Annotated in this window: 13 protein-coding genes; 11 read left to right on the forward strand and 2 right to left on the reverse strand. The window is 71.8% G+C overall.

The features are described 5' to 3' along the window. Positions 1 to 7 precede the first annotated feature (7 nt). The 5 genes from J7462_RS08595 (at position 8) to J7462_RS08615 (ending at position 5,907) form a co-directional block, all read left to right on the forward strand. Positions 8 to 1,060 carry a sugar ABC transporter substrate-binding protein gene (locus J7462_RS08595; RefSeq protein WP_308290821.1) on the forward strand — a complete coding sequence of 351 codons (1,053 nt, stop codon included), beginning with the start codon at positions 8 to 10 and terminating at the stop codon, positions 1,058 to 1,060. Then, positions 1,057 to 2,598: a sugar ABC transporter ATP-binding protein gene (locus tag J7462_RS08600; protein WP_219463302.1), complete on the forward strand. Its 1,542-nt coding sequence runs from the start codon at positions 1,057 to 1,059 to the stop codon at positions 2,596 to 2,598. Before J7462_RS08595 ends, J7462_RS08600 begins: the two co-directional genes overlap by 4 nt. Next, the gene (locus J7462_RS08605) at positions 2,591 to 3,628 is read left to right on the forward strand and encodes an ABC transporter permease (RefSeq protein WP_219463304.1); all 1,038 of its coding nucleotides are present in this window, start codon (positions 2,591 to 2,593) and stop codon (positions 3,626 to 3,628) included. Before J7462_RS08600 ends, J7462_RS08605 begins: the two co-directional genes overlap by 8 nt. A 75-nt stretch (positions 3,629 to 3,703) precedes the next feature. Continuing rightward, complete coding sequence (locus tag J7462_RS08610) at positions 3,704 to 5,029, forward strand: enolase C-terminal domain-like protein (RefSeq protein WP_219463306.1); 1,326 nt, start codon at positions 3,704 to 3,706, stop codon at positions 5,027 to 5,029. Further along, on the forward strand, positions 5,026 to 5,907 hold the full coding sequence (locus tag J7462_RS08615) for an amidohydrolase (RefSeq protein WP_219463308.1): 882 nt from the start codon (positions 5,026 to 5,028) through the stop codon (positions 5,905 to 5,907). Before J7462_RS08610 ends, J7462_RS08615 begins: the two co-directional genes overlap by 4 nt. Positions 5,908 to 5,922: 15 nt before the next feature. Here J7462_RS08615 and J7462_RS08620 read toward each other — a convergent pair whose 3' ends face one another. Further along, on the reverse strand, positions 5,923 to 6,618 hold the full coding sequence (locus J7462_RS08620) for a FadR/GntR family transcriptional regulator (protein ID WP_219463310.1): 696 nt from the start codon (positions 6,616 to 6,618) through the stop codon (positions 5,923 to 5,925). Positions 6,619 to 6,791: 173 nt separating this feature from the next. On the opposite strand from J7462_RS08620, the gene J7462_RS08625 reads away from it, so the two are divergent. The 6 genes from J7462_RS08625 (at position 6,792) to J7462_RS08650 (ending at position 12,988) form a co-directional block, all read left to right on the forward strand. Continuing rightward, positions 6,792 to 7,127 carry an L-rhamnose mutarotase gene (locus J7462_RS08625; protein ID WP_208567559.1) on the forward strand — a complete coding sequence of 112 codons (336 nt, stop codon included), beginning with the start codon at positions 6,792 to 6,794 and terminating at the stop codon, positions 7,125 to 7,127. Continuing rightward, positions 7,124 to 8,149, forward strand: a complete 1,026-nt coding sequence (locus J7462_RS08630; protein WP_219463312.1) for a zinc-binding dehydrogenase — start codon at positions 7,124 to 7,126, stop codon at positions 8,147 to 8,149. The genes J7462_RS08625 and J7462_RS08630 overlap by 4 nt, the downstream gene beginning before the upstream one ends. 184 nt (positions 8,150 to 8,333) lie before the next feature. Further along, positions 8,334 to 9,116, forward strand: a complete 783-nt coding sequence (locus tag J7462_RS08635; protein ID WP_308290822.1) for a hypothetical protein — start codon at positions 8,334 to 8,336, stop codon at positions 9,114 to 9,116. Positions 9,117 to 9,173: 57 nt separating this feature from the next. Then, the gene (locus J7462_RS08640; protein ID WP_219463313.1) at positions 9,174 to 10,460 is read left to right on the forward strand and encodes an ROK family protein; all 1,287 of its coding nucleotides are present in this window, start codon (positions 9,174 to 9,176) and stop codon (positions 10,458 to 10,460) included. Positions 10,461 to 10,477: 17 nt separating this feature from the next. Beyond that, a complete protein-coding gene (locus J7462_RS08645; protein ID WP_219463316.1) occupies positions 10,478 to 11,308 on the forward strand; it encodes a LacI family DNA-binding transcriptional regulator in 831 nt (276 codons plus the stop codon). Positions 11,309 to 11,434: 126 nt separating this feature from the next. After that, complete coding sequence (locus J7462_RS08650) at positions 11,435 to 12,988, forward strand: cellulase family glycosylhydrolase (RefSeq protein ID WP_219463317.1); 1,554 nt, start codon at positions 11,435 to 11,437, stop codon at positions 12,986 to 12,988. A 164-nt stretch (positions 12,989 to 13,152) separates the two neighbouring features. On the opposite strand, the gene J7462_RS08655 is transcribed toward J7462_RS08650, so the two are convergent. Continuing rightward, positions 13,153 to 14,928 (reverse strand): DUF1996 domain-containing protein, encoded by a 1,776-nt coding sequence (locus J7462_RS08655; protein WP_219463319.1) that lies wholly within the window; start codon positions 14,926 to 14,928, stop codon positions 13,153 to 13,155. Positions 14,929 to 14,939 lie beyond the last annotated feature (11 nt).

The raw sequence follows: 14,939 nt of genomic DNA on the forward strand, positions 1-14,939 counted from the left end.
ACATCTGGTGAGCGCTGGACTGACCGTGCTGCTCGGGGTGACGGCCACCCTCGCCGCCGGCTGCGGTGACCGGTCGGGCGGCGGGACCGGAACGGGCAGCGGCAAGCCGCTGATCGGGGTCGACTATCCCCGCTCGGACACCGACTTCTGGAACTCCTACATCAGGTACGTGCCGCAGTCCGCCGACGGGTTGGGGATCGAACTCAAGACCACCAACTCGCAGAACGACATCGCGAACCTCATCTCCAACGCCCAGACCTTCATGAGCCAGGGCGTCAAGGCGGTGGTGATGGCCCCGCAGGACACCGCCGCCATCGCGCCCACCCTGACCCAGCTGGAAGGTCGCAAGATCCCGGTGGTCACCATCGACACCCGACCCGACAGCGGCAAGGTGTTCATGGTGGTCCGCGCCGACAACCGCGCGTACGGCACCAAGGCGTGCCAGTTCCTGGGCGCCAAGCTGGGCGGCAAGGGCAAGGTGGTCATGCTCCAGGGCGGCCTGGACTCGATCAACGGGCGGGACCGCACCGAGGCGTTCAACGAGTGCATGGGCCGGGACTTCCCCGGCATCAAGGTGTTCGGCGAGGCGACCGACTGGAAGGCCGACGTGGCAGCGTCGAAGTTGCAGACCCGCTTCGCGTCCGACCCGGACATCAAGGGCGTCTACATGCAGTCCTCGTTCGCGCTGTCGGGCACCCTGCAGATCCTCAAGCAGCGGGGCCTCCAGGTGCCGCCGACCGACCCGAAGCACGTCTTCGTCGTGTCCAACGACGGCATCCCCGAGGAGCTGAAGGACATCGGCGAGGGGTTGATCGATGCCACCGTCAGCCAACCCGCCGACCTCTACGCCCGCTACGGGCTGGAGTACGCCAAGGCGGCGATCGAGGGCAAGACGTTCCAGCCCGGCCCCACCGACCACGGCAGCACCATCATCCAGGTACGCGACGGCCTGCTGGAGGACCAACTGCCCGCGCCCCTGGTGACCCTGGACGGCGCACCGATCGGGGGGCAGCCGACCGTGAAGTTCGACGACGCCTCGCTGTGGGGCCGCAACGCATGAGTGCCACCCCGCACCGCCCCGGCGGCGGGCCGGTCGGCCAGGACCGACCCGTCGTCGAGGCGGTCGACGTCACCAAACGGTTCGGTTCCACGGTCGCCCTGTCCGGGGCTGGGATCATGGTCCGGCCCGGTGAGACCCACGCCCTGGTGGGCCGCAACGGCGCCGGCAAGTCGACGCTTGTCGGCATCCTGACCGGGTTGCTGGCCGCCGACGGCGGGGCGGTCGCCTTCGACGGGCGTCCCGCCCCACCACTGGCCGACCGGGACGCCTGGCGGCAACGGGTGGCGTGCGTCTACCAGAAGTCGACGATCATCCCGACCCTCACCGTGGCGGAGAACCTGTTCCTCAACCGGCACGCGCGCTCCCGCAGCGGACTGATCCGCTGGTCGACCCTGCGACGGGAGGCCGAACAGCTGCTGGCGGCCTGGTCGGTCGAGGTCGACGTACGCCAGCCGGCCGCGACGCTCTCGGTCGAGCAGCGGCAGTTCGTGGAGATCGCCCGCGCGTTGTCCTTCGGTGCCCGGTTCATCATCCTCGACGAACCGACCGCCCAGCTCGACGCCGCCGGCATCAGCCGCCTGTTCACCCGGATCAGGGACCTGCGGGCGCACGGCGTGACGTTCCTGTTCATCAGCCACCACCTCCAGGAGATCTACGAGTTGTGCGACCGGGTCACGGTCTTCCGCGACGCCCGGCACGTCGTCACCGCCCCGGTCGCCGAGTTGAGCCGGCAGGCGCTGGTCGCCGCGATGACCGGGGAGGACGTGACGATGCCGGAGGCCGGCCGTCGGCCCCTGACGTCCGACGCGCCGGTGCTGCTGTCGGTACGGGACCTGGTCACCTCGTCCGGCGCCGAGATGTCGATGCAGGCCCGGGCGGGCGAGGTCGTCGGCCTCGCCGGGGGCGGCGGCAGCGGCAAGGTCGAGGTCGCCGAGGCGATGGTCGGCCTCGCCCGCCCGGTGGGCGGGACGGTCAGCCTGGCCGGCCGGGTGTTACGACCGGGCAGTGTGCCCGACGCCCTCGCCGCCGGGGTGGGGCTGGTGCCGCAGGACCGGCACCGGGAGGGTCTGGTGCCGTCGCTGTCGATCGCGGAGAACGTCACGATGACCGTGCCGGACCGGATCGGACGGTACGGCCTCATCTCGCCGGCCCGTCGCGACGCCCTGGCCCGGGACACGATCGCCGACTTGACGATCAAGGCGGCCGGGCCGCAGGTGCCGGTCGCCGAGTTGTCCGGCGGCAACCAGCAGAAGGTCGTCATGGGCCGGGCGCTGGCCAACGACCCGCGGCTGCTGGTGCTGATCACACCCACCGCCGGGGTCGACGTGCGGTCCAAGCAGACCCTCCTCGGGGTCGTCGAGGACGTACGGCGGCGCGGCGCTGCGGTGCTGGTGGTCTCCGACGAACTCGACGACCTGCGCATCTGCGACCGGGTGCTGGTGATGTTCCAGGGGCGGGTCGTCGGCGAGATGGCCCACGGCTGGAGTGACAACGATCTGGTAGCCGCCATGGAAGGGGTGGACATCCACCATGTCTGAGACGCTGTCCACCGGCAAGGCGTCGCCTCCGGCGCCGCCACCGAGCCGACCGCCGTCGCGGCACCTGACTCTCGCCCGGTTGCGGGACCTGGCGCTGGTGCCGGCGATCGTCGCGGTGGCGATCGTCGGGTGGATCATCAGCCCGGTCTTCCTGAGTTCCGACAACGTCATCAACGTGCTGCAGAGCATGTCGGAGATCGCCATCCTGGTGCTGGCCCAGACGATCGTGCTGATCACCGGCAAGATGGACCTGTCGCTGGAGAGCACCTTCGGGCTCGCCCCGGGCATCGCCGCCTGGCTGGTCGTCGATCCGGCCCTCACCCGGGGGCTGGGGCTCGGCCTGCTGCCGGACGCCTGGGCGGTGCCGGTGGTGCTGCTGGTCGGGGCGCTGGTCGGGGCGTTCAACGGGCTGCTCATCGTCCGGTTCGGGCTCAACGGCTTCATCGTGACGCTGGGCATGCTCATCATCCTGCGGGGACTGCTCACCGGCATCTCCGGCGGCCAGACCTTCTTCGCGCTGCCCGGGTCGATGACTTACCTCGGTTCGACGAGCTGGTTGGGGGTGCCGGCCTCGATCTGGGTGTCGCTGCTGCTGTTCGCCGTGGGGATCGTGGTGCTCGGTCACACCCGTGCCGGGCGGGCCTTGTACGCCATCGGCGGCAACGCCGACGCGGCCCGGGCCGCGGGCATCCGCACCGACCGGGTGCTGTGGATCGCGCTCATCGTGGCCAGCGTGCTCGCCGCCCTCGCCGGGCTGCTGATCAGCGGTCGGCTGGCGGCGGTGCCGGCGGCCCAGGGTGACGGCGCGATCTTCCAGGTCTTCGCGGCGGCGGTGATCGGCGGGGTCAGCCTCAACGGCGGCAAGGGCAGCGTCTTCGGCGCGTTCACCGGTGTCCTGCTGCTCTTCATGATCATTAATGTGCTGACCCTGGCCGGGGTACCGGCACAGTGGACGAACTTCCTCAACGGCGCGGTCATCCTGGTCGCCCTGGTGGTCTCCCGCATCACCGGCGGCAAGGCACAGACCTGACCCACCCCGATCCCGCGCGCCACGCCCACGAAGCGGGCCGCAGACCCAGCACCGTTCCCCCCTCCAGGAGTTCCGTTGACTGAACGCATCACCTCGGTGGACACGATCGACGTCCGCTTCCCCACCTCCGTGCACCGCGACGGGTCGGACGCGATGAACCCGTTCCCCGACTACTCCGCCGCCTACGTCGTCCTGCGGACCTCGGCGGACGCCGAGGGGCACGGGCTGGTCTTCACGGTGGGACGCGGCACCGAGATCCAGGTCGCCGCCGTCCGGTCGCTGGCCGCGATGGTGATCGGCCAGCCGGTCGACGAGCTGGTCGCCGACCCGGGGGCCCTCGCCCGCCGGCTCGTCGGCGACAGTCAGATCCGTTGGCTCGGCCCGGCCAAGGGGGTCGTGCACATGGCCGCCGGTGGCCTGGTCAACGCGGTCTGGGACCTCGCCGCCCGGCGGGCGGGCAAGCCACTGTGGAAGCTGCTGGCCGACCTCACCCCCGAACAGCTCGTCGCCCAGGTCGACTTCCGTTACCTGCGCGACGCCCTCACCGAGGACGAGGCGCTCGCGTTGCTGCGGCGGGCGGGCGACGGTCGGGTCGAGCGGGAACAGCGGCTACTGGCCGAGGGGTATCCGGCGTACACCACCACCCCGGGGTGGTTGGGCTACGACGACGAGAAACTGGCCCGGCTCTGCGCGGAGGCGGTCCGCGACGGCTACCAGCTGATCAAGCTCAAGGTCGGCGGGGACCTGACCGACGACGTACGCCGGATGGGCATCGCCCGGCAGGCCGTCGGGCCGCAGATCCGCCTCGCCGTCGACGCCAACCAGATCTGGGGGGTGCCCGAGGCGATCGGGTGGATGCGGCAGTTGGCCGCGTACGACCCGTACTGGATCGAGGAGCCGACGTCGCCGGACGACATCCTCGGGCACGCCGCCGTACGCAAGGCGCTCAGCCCGGTCCGGGTGGCCACCGGTGAGCACGTGCACAACGCGGTGATGTTCAAGCAGCTGCTCCAGGCCGACGCCGTCGACGTGGTGCAGATCGACGCCTGCCGGGTCGCCGGGGTCAACGAGAACCTGGCGGTCCTGCTGCTCGCCGCGCACTTCGGGGTGCCGGTCTGCCCGCACGCCGGTGGGGTCGGGCTGTGTGAGCTGGTGCAGCACCTGGCGATGTTCGACTTCGTGGCGGTCAGTGGCAGCACCGACGACCGGGCCATCGAGTACGTCGACCACCTGCACGAACACTTCGTCGACCCGGTCCGGGTCACCGGCGGGCGGTACCTGGCACCCACCACCCCGGGGATGAGCGCGGAGATCCTGCCGGCCTCGCTGGCCGCGTTCCGGTTCCCGGACGGCCCGCAGTGGGTCGACGCGTCGGTGCCGGCGGAAGCGCCCATCCCATGATCATCGACGCGCACCACCACCTGTGGCGACCGGAACGCGGGTACACCTGGCTCGACGCGCCGGAACTCGCCACCATCCGGCGGCCGTTCACCCCGGCGGACCTGACCACCGAGCTGGCCGCCGCCGGGATGGCCGGCACCGTGCTGGTCGAGGGCGGTCGCTGCCATTCCGACGAGGCGGCCGAGTTCCTCGGCTACGCCGCCGACACCGCACCGATCCTGGCGGTGGTGGCCTGGTTGGACGTCGCCGACGACGACGTGCCCGCCACCGTCGGGCGGTACCGCCGGCTGCGCGGCGGCGAATACCTGGCCGGGGTGCGTTCACAGGTGCAGGGCGAGGCGGACCCGGACTACCTCGACCGGCCCGACGTGCGTCGCGGGCTCGCCGCGCTCGCCGCCGCCGGGCTGGCGTTCGACCTGGTGATCCGCGCCGACCAGCTCCCGGCGGCGGCACGGGCGGCCCGGGCGGTGCCGCAGCTCCGGTTCGTCCTGGACCACCTCGGCAAACCCCGGATCGACGAGGGTACGGCCGGGCTGCGGCGCTGGCGCGGCCCGCTGGCCGCGTTGGCCGCCCAACCCAACGTCACCGCCAAGCTGTCCGGCCTGGTCACCGAGGCCGGCCCGGACTGGTCACCGGACGAACTGCGCCCCTTCGTCGAGGTGGCGGTCGCCGAGTTCGGTGCCGAGCGTCTGATGTTCGGGTCGGACTGGCCGGTATGCCTACTCAGGTCGGACTACGCCGGGGTGGGGCGGGCGTTGACCGCGGCGCTGCCCCCGCTGTCGGACCGGGAACGGCACGAGATCCTCGCCGGCACCGCCGTACGCACCTACCGGTTGGCCGACCGGGTCGCGGCGCTGCTCCCGGCGCGGCCCGCATGATCCCGGCCGGTGGGCTCACCCGTTCGCCACCTTGGCGGCCAGCACCGTCCGCAGCCATGCCTCGGAGGTGTTGACGTGCAGCAACGCACTAGCCTGCGCGAGCAGTTGGTCGCGCGAGCGCAGCGCGAGGTAGATCGCGTGGTGCTCGTCGATCGTCGTGTGCGCGGAGTTGCTCTCGATCAGCCCCCGCCACACCCGGGCCCGCAGCGTACGGCTGGACAACCCGTCCAGCAGCGAGGTGAGGGTCTCGTTGCCGGTGGTCGCGACGACGGTGTGGTGGAAGGCCGTGTCGAAGCGGATCAGCTGCTCCGCGTCGTCGGCCGCCGCCCGCATCTGCTCCAGGATGGCGCTGAGGTCGTCGAGTTGGGCGTCGGTCATCCGCAGCGCCGCCAGGCCGGTCGCCATCGGTTCCAGCAGCCGCCGCACCTCCATGACCTCCAACAGGGTGTCGTCGCGCAGCAACTCCACCGCAACCCCCAGCCCCTCCAGCAACAGCCGGGGGGCGAGGCTGGTGACGTACGTCCCGTCGCCGCGTCGTACGTCGAGCACCCGGGCCGATTCGAGGACCTTGACCGCCTCCCGGACCCCGCTGCGCGACAGGCCCATCTGTTCGGCCAGCTGCGGCTCGGGGGGCAGCCGGGCCCCCGGCGGCAGCTCACCACTCTGGACCATGCTCCGGATCTTCGCGATCGCGTCGTCGGTCAGTGCCATCCGCGTCCCCTTCTGGCCGGTCCGTCGGGCGTCGTCACGACGGTCCGTGCGCGGCAGGCGACGACAGCCCACCCCAATATAGAGACATCGGATGTTTTCCCCGGCTCCGGTCACCCCCGGGTGCCGCACACCCGGCCGGCCGGAGAACGCCACCGCAACCGGAAGGGTACGACGTGCAACGCTACGGCTGGCTGATCCGGCTCCGACCGGAGCAACGCGAGACCTACCTTCGGCTGCACGCCGCCGTGTGGCCCGACGTCGAGCAGACGCTGCGCGCGGCGAACATCCGCAACTACAGCATCTTCCTGCACCACGACCTGCTGTTCGGCTACTACGAGTACGTCGGTGCCGACCACGACGCCGACCAGCGCCGCATCGCCGACGACCCCCGTACCCGGCAGTGGTGGACGTTGACCGATCCATGCCAGGAATCGCTCGCCGAACCCGGCTCGGGGCACTGGTGGGCCCCGATGCGCGAGGTCTGGCACCTGACCGAGGAGGCGTCATGAACCACAGCGCACACTACGTCGGCGACAACACCTTCGTCGTCGAGCCGACCGCGATCGTGCCGCCCGGCCCCGGCCAGGTACGCATCGACGTCGCGTACACCGGGATCTGCGGCACCGACCTGCACATCGCGCACGGTGCGATGGACCAGCGGGTGCGGGTGCCGGCGGTGATCGGCCACGAGATGTCCGGTCGGATCGCCGAGACCGGCCCGGGGGTCGAGGACCACCGGGTGGGCGATCCGGTGACCGTGATGCCGCTGGACTGGTGCGGCGAGTGCGCCGCCTGCCGGGCCGGCCACAGCCACATCTGTCACCGGCTCACCTTCGTCGGCATCGACTCCCCCGGCTCGATGCAACGGTCCTGGACGGTGCCCGCGCGGATTCTCGTGCCACTGCCCGGGGACCTGCCGCTGACCCACGCCGCCCTGATCGAGCCGACCGCGGTGGCCGTGCACGACGTACGACGCTCCCGGCTCACCGCCGGTGAACACGCGGTGGTCATCGGGGCCGGCCCGGTCGGCCTGCTCATCGGCACGGTCGCCCGGGCCACCGGCGCCGAGGTGACCGTGCTCGAACTCGACCCGCGTCGCCGCGCGCTCGCCACCGAACTCGGGCTGCGCACCGTCGACCCGGCGACGGTCGACGTCGCCCGGCACGTCCACGAGACGACCGGTGGTGCCGGGGCCGCCGTGGTCTTCGAGGTGTCGGGGTCGGCCGCCGGGGTCCGCACCGCGACCGACCTGCTCGCCGCGCGCGGTCGGCTGGTGATCGTAGCGATCCATCCCACCCCCCGGGAGGTGGACCTGCACCGGGTCTTCTGGCGTGAACTGGAGATGATCGGCGTCCGGGTCTACGAACGCGGGGACTACACCGAGGCCGTCCGGTTGGTGCACACCGGACAGGTGCCGGCCGCCCGGCTGATCACCCGGATCGTGCCGTTGGCCGAGGTGGCCGGGGCATTCGGGGCCCTGGCCACCGGCGGCGAGGTGAAGATCCTGGTGGACTGCGGGGGCGCGAACTGAACCCGCGCCACGGGTAGCGGCCGGCACCCCGGGTGCTCGTGCCCCCCGTCGTCCCGACGGTCACCGACCACCGGCTCCGGCGGGACGCGCCGCGCCCCGGGCGAGCGGGCAGCCCCGGCGGACGTGGCACGGCCGCCGCCGGTCGGGGCCACGCCCGCCGGGGCGACCGTGTGATGATCGGGGGGTGCGGGTGGTGCTGGCGACCGACGCGGGACATCCCGGTCGCACCAACGAGGACTTCGCCGGTGCGGTGCCGGCCGGGCTGGTGCTGGTCGACGGCGCGGGTGGCGTTCCCGGTGCCGACCAGGTCTGCCGCCACGGCGTGGCCTGGTACGCCAACCGGCTCGGTGGCGCCCTGCTGGGCGGGTTGTCCGCGCAGCGGAGCCTGCGGGAGGTCCTGGCCGAAGGGATCGTCCAGGTCACCGACGTCCACCGGGACACCTGCGACGTCACCCACCCGAGCAGCCCGCACGCCGCCGTGGCGATGCTCCGGTTCTCCGACGACCTGGTCGAGCACCTGGTCCTCGGGGACGCGGTGGTGGTCGTCGGGCGGGCGTCCGGTGCGCCGGTCGTCGCCCATGACCCCCGCGAGGTGGTGATCGCCCGGTCCTTCGAGCGCCGGCTGGTGGGCGTCGCCGTCGGCAGCGAGGAGTACCGGCGGCTGCTCCGCGAGCTGCGGGGGCACCGCAACAACCCGGGCGGTTTCTGGGTGGCCAAGGACGACCCGCAGGTGGTGGCCGAGGCGGTCACCGGCAACCACCCGGCGGGCGAAGTGACGCTGGCGGCGCTGCTGAGCAACGGTGCGAGCCGACTCGTGGACACTTTCGGGCTCACCGACTGGGCGGGACTGCTGCGCCTGCTGGACCACGGTCCGGCCGAGGTGATCCGACAGGTCCGGCAGGCCGAGGACCGGCACGGCGTCGCGACCGACGACGCGACGGTCATCTGCCGCAGCCGAGCCCTGTGACATCGGGATCCTTGTATACTCGGCTCGGCCGACCTAACAGCCCCTGGCAGAGAAGCAGTGAGCGGACCAGCAGCGAGCAAACCCCAGGCGAGCAGCAAGTCGGTTGTTCTCGACGCGATCCGGGCGGCCGGCACGATCAGCCGGGTCGGCCTGATCCGGGCCACCGGCTTCACCGCCCCGACCATCTCCACCCTGGTCCGCAAGCTGATCAACGAGGATCTGGTCGTCGAGACCGGGCACGCGAAGTCGACCGGGGGCAAGCGGCGGGTGCTGCTCCAGCTCAACCACGCCTCCCGCTACGCCGTCGGCGTGCACCTGGACCACGGTGTCATCACGTACGCCCTGACCAACCTGGGCGGGACGGTGGTGGCCCGGATTTCCCGACCGGGTGCCGGTGCCGAGGAGCCGCAGGTGGTGGTCGCCCGGATCGCCACCGAGATCGCCGCGTTGATCGACGGGGTGGGGGTGGAACGCCTGCGGATCCTCGGCGTCGGCGTGGTGTTCCCCGGCCCGGTCGACGCCCCCCGGGGCATCGGTGGCCCGCCGGACGTGGGGCTCGCCCCCGCCATGCGGCAGTGGAACGGGTTCCCGCTGGGCCGGGCATTGGAGCAGGTGGCGGGCCTGCCGGTGGTGTTGGACAACGACTCGACCGCGGCGGCGTTGGGCGAGCACTGGACGGGCGGTTTCGGCACCGCGACCTCGGCTGCCGCCCTCTACATGGGCACCGGCATCGGTGCCGGCCTGGTGATCAACGGCGTCACCTACCGGGGGCCGAGCGGCAACGTCGGTGAACTGGGCCATGTCAGTGTGTCGGCCGACGGCCCCCGGTGCTGGTGCGGCGCCCGGGGGTGCGTGGAGGCGTTGGCCGGGCCGGCGGCGGTGGTCGCCGCCGTCCGGTCGGATCCGGCGGCGACCCGGGCGGCGGGGTTGGCGGCCGGTGGCCGGCGCTCCTCGGTGGTCGCCGACTTCGCCGCGATCAGCCGCGCCGCCCGCCGGGGCGAGCCGCGCGCGCTGGCCCTGCTGGAGCGGTCGGCCCGGTACGTCGGGACGGCCGCCCGGACCCTGGCGAACCTCATGGACCTCGAGGTGCTCGTGCTGACCGGTCCCAGTCTGGCCGCCGCCGGGTCGGTGTACCTGCCCATCGTCCGGCACGAACTGCGCACCGCTTTCTCCCGGGGCACACACACCGTCGACGTGCGGCTCTCCCGGTCCGCCGCCACGGCCTCGGCCATCGGCGCCGCCGCATTGATCCTCGAATCCGAGCTCGTGCCCCTGGGCCACGGGCCGCGCCCGGCGGAACACCTGGTCGAGGAGCGGACCAGGCTCACCGAATCGGCAAGCTGACTGACCGGGGGTACGCAGTGGACGACGCGTGGCGGACGAGCGCGGTGGGCCTGGTGCTCGCCCGCCCTCCCCGGCTGCTCGGCACCGAACCGTTCTTCATGGAGTTCATCGCGGGTATCGAGGAGCGGCTCGCCGGACACGGTCGGTCGGTGCTGCTGCACGTGGTCGCCCATCACGCCGCCGAGATCGCCGCGTACCGCAGGTGGGCGCAGCAGCGGCTGGTCGACGCGATCGTGCTGGTGAACCCGTCGGTGGACGACCCCCGACCGGCAGTGCTGCGGGAGTTGCGGCTGCCCGTCGTGGTAGCGGGGGAGCCGAGCCACGACACCCCGGCGGTACGGCGCGACGACGTCGGTTCGATGCGGGCGGCCCTGGCGCACCTGGTCGGTCTCGGGCATCAGCGGATAGCCCGGATCACCGGCCCCGGGACCCTGCTGCACACCCGGACCCGCACCACCGCCATGTTGGCCGCCGACGTCGACGCCGTCGTCGTGGAGGGCGACTACTCGGCGGAGTCCGGGGCCCGGTTGACCGCCCGGTTGATGACCGGGCCCGAGCCACCCACGGCGATCATCTACGACAACGACCTGATGGCGGTGGCGGGCCTGCACGCGGCCAAGGAGCTGGGCCACCGGGTCCCCCGTGACGTCAGCCTGATCGCCTGGGACGACTCCAGCCTGTGCCGGCTGGCCTCGCCGGCCCTGACCACGATGAGCCTCGACGTGCACTCGTTCGGGGAGTCGGTGGGCGAGTCGGTGCTGCGGCTGATCGACGGGGGGACGGTGCCGGAACGGTGGTGTGCGACCGAAACCGTGGTGGCCCGGGAGACGACCAGCACGCCCCGATAGGTCAGTGGTGTGGTTCACCTGGCAGTCCGTCGAAACGGCATCGATACGCTTGACTTAATGAGGCGCATAAAGAAAGCTCGCAGACGCGCTCCCATCGACGCTCCCCGCTATATCTAGGAGAGCTTCATGACACGTCGACATGCCCTGCTGGCATCGACAGCCGCCGGCACGCTGGTGGCGGCCAGCCTGACCGCGGCCACCCTGCCCGCCTCGGCCGCAGCCTCGGGCTGCGCGGTCACCTACACCGTGCAGAGCCAGTGGAACGGCGGGTTCAGCGGCAACATCGCCATCACCAACCTCGGCTCGGCCGTGGCCGGCTGGACGCTGACGTTCGACTTCCCGGACACCGACCAGCGGGTCACCCAGGGCTGGAGCGCCACCTGGTCGCAATCCGGCGCCCGGGTGTCGGCGGCCAGCCTGAGCTGGAACGGCGCGCTGAACACCGGCGCGTCCACCACGATCGGCTTCAACGGCGCGTGGAGCGGGACCAACCCCGTACCCAAGTCGTTCGCGCTCAACGGGACGGCCTGCACCGGCGTGGTCGACCCCACGACGCCCACCCCACCACCCACGACCACCCCACCGCCGCCCACCACCACGCCGCCACCCACCACTCCCCCGCCGACCACCCCGCCGCCGACGACCACCCCGCCGCCCGGCGGTGCCGCGCCGAGCCTGCGGGTCTCCGGCAACCGGCTGGTGACGGCGGCCGGCGCGACCTACCGCCTGCTCGGCGTCAACCGGGCCAGCGGCGAGTTCGCCTGCGTCCAGGGCAAGGGCATGTGGGACAGCGGCCCGGTCGACCAGGCCTCCGTCGACGCGATGAAGGCCTGGAACATCCGCGCCGTCCGGATCCCGCTCAACGAGGACTGCTGGCTGGGCCTGTCCGGCTCGCCCAGCGGGACCGCCTACCAGCAGGCGGTCAAGGCGTACGCGAACCTGCTCGTCGCCAACGGCATCAACCCGATCCTCGACCTGCACTGGACCCACGGCCAGTACACCGGCAACATCTCGGCCTGCCCCGACGTGAACGCCACCTGCCAGAAGCCGATGCCGAGCCGGCAGTACACACCCCAGTTCTGGACCGGGGTCGCCAACGCGTTCAAGGGCAACGACGCGGTGCTGTTCGACCTGTTCAACGAGCCGTACCCGGACGCCGCCAACAACTGGTCGGACATGACGGCCGCGTGGCGCTGCCTGCGTGACGGTGGCACCTGCACCGGCATCGAGTACCCGGTGGCCGGCATGCAGAGCCTGGTCGACGCGGTACGCGCCACCGGCGCCACCAACGTCCTGCTGGTCCCCGGCCTGACCTGGACCAACGACCTGACCCAGTGGCTGGCCTACAAGCCGACCGACCCGCGCAACAACATCGTGGCCTCCTGGCACTCGTACAACTTCAACGCCTGCGTCACCGAGACCTGCTGGGACACCCAGATCGCGCCGGTGGCCGCGCAGGTGCCGGTGCACGCCGGGGAGATCGGCCAGGACACCTGCGCCCACGACTACATCGACCGGTTGATGACCTGGCTGGACCGCAACCGGCTCGGCTACACCGCGTGGACCTGGAACCCGTGGGGTTGCAGCGGTGGCAACGTGCTCATCGAGGACTACAGCGGCACCCCGACCAAGAGCTACGGCGAGGGCTACCGCGCGCATCTGCTCTCCGTCACGCCGTAACCGACCCCGGCCTCCCCCGCCGGCAGCAACCCGGCGTCGGTGGTCGGTGACGTGACCGACGGAGTAACGGTGGGGGTGGGTACGGCGACCGTTCGCCGCACCCACCCCCGTCCGCACTGCAACCCCGGATGGAAGCCTCGTGTGCAGGCTCCCACCCCGGCACGTCAGGAGCAGTTCTTGCCCTTGTTGATGCAGGTCGCGATGCGCTGCATGGTCTGCGCGGAGTTGACGTTGACGAAGTCGTTGTGGTCGGAGAACGGGTTGTGGTTCTCCTCGGGGAAGGAGTCGAGCGCGTACTGCCCCTTGACCTGCACGTCGCGGGGGATGTCGTAGCCGACGGTGATCCGCAGCTGCGGGATCGCCTGGAAGCCCTGCGGGCAGGCACCGGTGGCCTTGTCGGCGAACGCGACGTGGTTGCGGTGGTTGTCGCTGTCGATGTTCCGGCCGTCCCAGCAGCCGGGGAAGTCGTGCACCCGCTGGACCTGGCTGCCGGCGGGGCAGATCGGGTACTTGTCGGAGAGCCGGTCGGCGAAGCCCGAGCAGCTCCAGGTGGCGCGGGCGTTGGCCGGGCCACGGCTGGTGGGCTTGGCGTCGCCGGTGAGGGCCCGGAGGAACTTCGGCATCGGCACCACCTTGCTGACGGGGTTGCCCCGGTACTCGATCAGCACCTGCGCCGGGCGGACGATGCCACCGGTGTTGCCGGGCAGCTCGAAGTCGGGCCCCTGCGGGTCGGGCAGCGCGGTGGGTGCGGTGGGTGCGGCGGTGGTGGGTGCGGTGCCCGGTGCCGAGGGTGCCCCGGGGGCCTGGTCCAGGGTGCAGGTGGCGAACGCGTCGAGACCCTGCGGACGGGCGGCCTGCCGGCCGATCGCGATGGCGATCCGGTCGAGCACGGCGATCCGCTTGGCCCGCAGCGGCCCGAGGATGGCGTTGTCGACGAAGGCCGGCCCACCCTGGCCCCGGGTGGTGACCAGGCGTTCGTTGGCCTCGGAGAGCTGCCGGTCGAGTTCGTCGAGGTTGCGGTTCACCTCGGCGAGCGCCCCGGCGGGCACGCCGGGCAGCTTGTCGCGGACCGTGGGGCACTGGATGCGCGGGTTCGCGGCCTGGGCCGCCTTGACGCTGGCGCGGTGGGCGCTGCCGGGCATCCGGGCGTGCATGTCGTCGTAGCTGATGTCGCACTCGACCAGCGAGACCAGGCCGGGCTGGTTGCCGCCGGCGGCGGTGACCGTGGTGCTGATCTGCTTGATCATCGCGGCGCGGCGTTCCCGCAACGAGTCGATGACCTCCCGGTTGAACGCGGCGTCGATGCGGCCCCGGCTGGCCGTCATCCGCTGGTTCGCGGCGGCCTGCTGGCGGTCCAGCTCGGCGAGCAGCCGGTCCACGGTGCCGCGGGCCCCGGTGGGGACGGCACGCAGCCGCTTGCCGACCGAGGGGCAGACGACCACCGGCTGGGTCTGGGCGAGGGCCTGCTGGACCTGGTTGTCGCTGCGCACGCTCTTGTCGATGCGCACCACCGGCCAGAAGTAGGACGACTTGTCACCGTTGCGGCAGGTGGTGCCGGAGGCGTCCAGGTCGGCGTTGGAGGAGTTCGCGGTGATGGCCAGGTTGCCGACGAAGTCGTGGACGTGTTCGGCGCCGTTGCGGATGCCGGGCTGGGCCACCGGGTTGTCCGGGCTGAACTTGCCGTTGCCGTTCGTGCCGCAGTCCACGGTGAACCGGCCGGTCGACCCGCCGGCAGCCGGCTGTGGATTCCGCACGTTCGGCGACACGTTCTCGATCTGCACGAACTGGTCGAGGCTGGTGGCGGCGTCGGCGGTGCCCTTGCCGCCGCTGGAGACGAAGGTGACGGTGAGCGCACCGGTGGCCGCCAGCACGACCGCAGCCAGGGCGATCCTGACCGGCCGGGTCTGGACCAGCGCGGTCCCGTTCTTTCTGCGGTTCATCGGAATCTCCT

This window comes from Micromonospora sp. RL09-050-HVF-A (genome assembly GCF_019374995.1).
Taxonomy (GTDB): domain Bacteria; phylum Actinomycetota; class Actinomycetes; order Mycobacteriales; family Micromonosporaceae; genus Micromonospora; species Micromonospora antibiotica.

Bases quoted from the DNA above. Each gene is read 5' to 3' on its own strand.
- J7462_RS08600 (WP_219463302.1), top strand. From the start codon at position 1,057: ATGAGTGCCACCCCGCACCGCCCCGGCGGCGGGCCGGTCGGCCAGGAC.
- J7462_RS08605 (WP_219463304.1), top strand. From the start codon at position 2,591: ATGTCTGAGACGCTGTCCACCGGCAAGGCGTCGCCTCCGGCGCCGCCA.
- J7462_RS08615 (WP_219463308.1), top strand. From the start codon at position 5,026: ATGATCATCGACGCGCACCACCACCTGTGGCGACCGGAACGCGGGTAC.
- J7462_RS08620 (WP_219463310.1), bottom strand. From the start codon at position 6,618: ATGGCACTGACCGACGACGCGATCGCGAAGATCCGGAGCATGGTCCAG.
- J7462_RS08630 (WP_219463312.1), top strand. From the start codon at position 7,124: ATGAACCACAGCGCACACTACGTCGGCGACAACACCTTCGTCGTCGAG.
- J7462_RS08650 (WP_219463317.1), top strand. From the start codon at position 11,435: ATGACACGTCGACATGCCCTGCTGGCATCGACAGCCGCCGGCACGCTG.
- J7462_RS08655 (WP_219463319.1), bottom strand. From the start codon at position 14,928: ATGAACCGCAGAAAGAACGGGACCGCGCTGGTCCAGACCCGGCCGGTC.